General features: G+C 39.8%; 4 protein-coding genes. All 4 read right to left on the reverse strand.

Annotated elements, in window-relative coordinates; all coding sequences use genetic code 11:
* Positions 1-589, reverse strand: a 589-nt coding sequence (locus K737_RS05820; protein ID WP_006288773.1) for a histidine phosphatase family protein, incomplete at its 3' end; no start/stop codon positions are given.
* Entirely contained in the window at positions 586-1071 is a 486-nt protein-coding gene (locus K737_RS05825; RefSeq protein WP_006288775.1) for a GNAT family N-acetyltransferase, read from the reverse strand. The genes K737_RS05825 and K737_RS05820, both read right to left, overlap by 4 nt.
* 11 nt (positions 1072-1082) lie before the next feature.
* The gene (rpsU, locus tag K737_RS05830) at positions 1083-1286 is read right to left on the reverse strand and encodes a 30S ribosomal protein S21 (RefSeq protein ID WP_006288777.1); all 204 of its coding nucleotides are present in this window, start codon (positions 1284-1286) and stop codon (positions 1083-1085) included.
* A gap of 261 nt (positions 1287-1547) precedes the next feature.
* Positions 1548-1868, reverse strand: a complete 321-nt coding sequence (locus K737_RS08540) for a DDE transposase (RefSeq protein WP_006288787.1) — start codon at positions 1866-1868, stop codon at positions 1548-1550.
* Between the last annotated feature and the right edge of the window lie 21 nt (positions 1869-1889).

A 1889-nucleotide genomic window follows, 5' to 3' on the forward strand; every position in this document is an offset into this window, starting at 1 on the left:
ATTCATAATCATACAAATTTCTCTCCTCAGATAAAGGATAAATACCCCATGGATGACTTGGATGTTCAGGCGGCTGATGAAAAACGGGCTCTGCATTACCAAGATCAATAATTGAAAGGCCTAAAATTTCTTGCACAACCCAATAAACGCCCCCATGAGATACAATCAAAACAGGGCCTTTGTGTTGTAATGCCTTTTCTAGTCCTCGCGTAATTCTTGATGAAAAGTCAGCGTATCCTTCCGCTCCTTTGATATCTTCTCCGTTCCGCCAACCATTGATCCATAAACCGTTGCCTTTGAGCTGGCCTTCTTTTTCGCCCCAGCATGCCTCTTGTAATTCAGTGATTTCGATGATAGGAGCTTTTATGTGCTGGGTAATGATATCTGCCGTCTTGCAAGCTCTGCGTAAAGGAGAGCTCACAATAGTCGCTATAGGTTCGTTTTTTAGCAATTCTGCTGCATTTAAGCCTTGAGAAACGCCTCGATCATTGAGAGGAATATCTTGGCTGCCCATGGCTCTATGCTCAAGGTTCCAATCCGTTTCACCGTGCCTAAGGAAATAAAATGGCTTGAGAGGAAGTCCTGTCATAATTCTTTCCGTAAATAAAGTTTCGCCATATGACCTTCATTTTCATATCCGATGCGTTTATAAAATTCATGAGTGCCGTCCTGAGCACGTCTCAGACCAGAGGTTAGGTCAATAATGGCTGGTGAATGTTGTTTTGCAATATCTTCAACAAATTTCATGAGTTTTTTTCCTATACCCATATTTCTGTGGTTTGCTGATACAACGATCCCAACAATAAAAAAGCGAGTTGCATCTGAGATCAAATGATCCGTTGTTGTCCAAGCAACAAATCCTGTAATTTCTTCATTCATTTCGCATACGGCAACGCCAAAACCAGAATTACTCGAGAATTTTAAAAACCTTCTATTCAAATCCTCCAAAGTAGCCGGGTAACCTAGCTCTGATAAAAGAGGCAAAAGTCTAGGGGTATCATCAATTGTCGCGCGCCTTATCATCCCAAAATCTTTTTCATATAATAGACGTAGGCTTTCTGAAAAAGTCACTTTATATCAAGTTAAAAACCATCTTTTGCCATGCGACGGGATAAAGCACGCATTAACCTGCGACGCCCAGCTTTTTTCTGCTCTTTACGCTTTTTTGAAGGCTGAATATACGCCTCCCTTTTCCGAATTTCTTTTACGAGCCCCTCCAACTGAAGTCTCCGCTTTACTTCTATTAACGCTTTTTCTACGTTTCCGTCTTTAACAATAACTGCCACTTTACTTTATGCTTTTATACCATCGTCATAGATTTTATCACACTCTTTGGACTTGATCAATCACCTTTTGATTTTATCGAACTATATAGCTAAATTAGTATAAAAAGATTGCGAGAGATGGAATTGGAATAAGTGATCAATTAAGCAAAGTAATGTTCTTCTTACATGTTGGGCTTAGGCTCATTTTTTCTTATAACCTGTATTCATGATTCAGCTATTCTTCTTAATAGGATCATGAAATGGGCTATCATACTCATGTTTTCAGCAGTCGCTATGGCAATTTGCATGATTTTTAGATACCCTTCGAAAATGATTTAGCCATGCAAATGTTCTTTCGACAATCCAACGCGTTGGAAGTATAGACCATCCTTGAGATATACGCTTTGAGATTGCTATAGTTTTATTCAATAGAATTCTCACAAATGCCTCCATGGGGGTTCTATATCCCGCATCTGCACACACTTCCTTTAATGTAGGATAACTCTCCCAGCACCTGTCATTGGCCTTATGAACAGTGATATGGAGCAGATTACCTTGCCTATCAACACCACTATGCCGTTTACGTATCTTTTTTCCCCCCATCTATACCTATTTTTTCTGAGG

The organism is Holospora undulata HU1 (assembly GCF_000388175.3).
Taxonomy (GTDB): domain Bacteria; phylum Pseudomonadota; class Alphaproteobacteria; order Holosporales; family Holosporaceae; genus Holospora; species Holospora undulata_A.

Excerpts from the sequence above, each read along its gene's own strand:
- K737_RS08540 (WP_006288787.1), bottom strand. The coding sequence starts at position 1,868 with ATGGGGGGAAAAAAGATACGTAAACGGCATAGTGGTGTTGATAGGCAA.